1 protein-coding gene and 1 pseudogene are annotated in these 1604 nt (G+C 56.9%); both read right to left on the bottom strand.

The features are described 5' to 3' along the window. Window positions 1–847, bottom strand: an 847-nt coding sequence (locus BAA01_12340) for a hypothetical protein (GenBank protein ID OUM89158.1), incomplete at its 3' end; no start/stop codon positions are given. A 211-nt stretch (window positions 848–1058) separates the two neighbouring features. After that, a pseudogene (locus tag BAA01_12345) lies at window positions 1059–1604 on the bottom strand (type IV pili twitching motility protein PilT).

Consider the following 1604-nt stretch of genomic DNA (forward strand, 5'->3'; position numbering starts at 1 on the left):
GCAATGCAAAGGTGCGCGAAAAGCGGGCCAGAAGATTTTTCTGCGAAAGCTTGCCAAAAACAGGCACAACTAGTGTCAACCGCCCCCAGATCATCTGCCCTTGCGGCGTTCGTCTGGCGTACATCATCAGAGCCGCCAGCAAGATGATCAACAGCAACACCAGGTACCAGCGGTGAACCATAAAGTTGCTCACCGCCACCGTAATCCGGGTCGGTAGCGGCAAGGGAACGCCTTGTGCCTCAAAGGATTCGACAAATTGCGGGACCACTCTGATCAAAAGGAAGATGCTGACCGCAACCGCCACCGTCAGGACCGCCAGCGGATATGTGAGCGCGGACACAATCTTCTGCCTGGTCGTCCGTTCCTTCTCATAAAAGTCGGCCAGCCGATCCAGCACGGTCTCCAGTTGCCCGGAGAATTCGCCCACGCCGATCAGGTTGACAAACATCTCCGGAAAGGCTTTCGGATGACGGCTAAAGGCATCCTGCAAGGACTTCCCTTCGCGCACATCGGCGGTCACCTGCTCCAGCGCTTTCTTCAAGGCTTTGTTGCTGGTCTGGGCCGTCAGGATTTCCAGCGACTGGACCACTGTGACGCCCGCCCGCACCAACGCGGCAAACTGGCGGCAGAAGGGTACAAAGTCTTTGAGCCCTACCCGGCCCATCGTCAAGGAACGGAGATCCACTTCCCGCTGAAGGAGACTCTTTTCTTCCAGGGGTTCCAGCCGGACCGGGTACAACCCGCGTTCCCTGAGCTGCAGCGTGGCCGCCATCTCATCGGAAGCCTCAATGCGCCCCCGCATCGTCCGGCCTGTCCGGTTGACCGCCCGGTACTGGTATTCCGCCATGAGTTCCCTCCCTTCTTCCACTCTGCGTTCGAATGCGCCGCCATTGACTGACCTGGCAGTTCCTTGCATAAAATGACAAAATCATCAGTGTCTTGACAACATTGTGGCGAGTATATTTTTATAAAAATTATACACCAATTCGACAGATAATCAATGACATTTTAGGTAAATTTTTCTAAAACTTTCATGTTCCTGAAAGAACTTTCACCCGTCACATCCCGGTGACCTGCCGCCATTCCATGATCAGCACGTCCGCCTCTTCCCGGCACACCTTTCCTTCCGCCACCAGACGGTTCAAATCCTGCTCCAGTGTGCGCATCCCGTAACGGGCGCCTGTCTGCATGACGCTTTTCAATTGATGCACTTTCTCCGTCCGAATCAGGTTGGCCACAGCAGGTACATTGACCAGCACCTCAAAGGCGGCCACGCGCCCGCGGCCGCTGCGGTGGGGCAGCAGCCGCTGGGCATAAACCCCGACCAGCACATTGGCCAGCTGAAAGCGGATCTGCACCTGCTGGCTGGGCGCAAAGGCGTCAATGATCCGATCGATGGTTTGGGCCGCATCCGGCGTATGCAAAGTGGCTAACACCAAATGCCCCGTCTCAGCTGCCGTGATAGCCGTGGAAATGGTTTCCAAATCGCGCATCTCTCCCACCAGGATCACATCGGGATCCTCCCGCAAGGCCGCCCGCAGGCCGGCGGCAAAACTTTTCGTGTCCAGTCCCACCTCCCGCTGCACGACAATGCTCTGTCGGTG

The organism is Bacillus thermozeamaize, from assembly GCA_002159075.1.
Taxonomy (GTDB): Bacteria; Bacillota; Bacilli; order ZCTH02-B2; family ZCTH02-B2; genus Bacillus_BB; species Bacillus_BB thermozeamaize.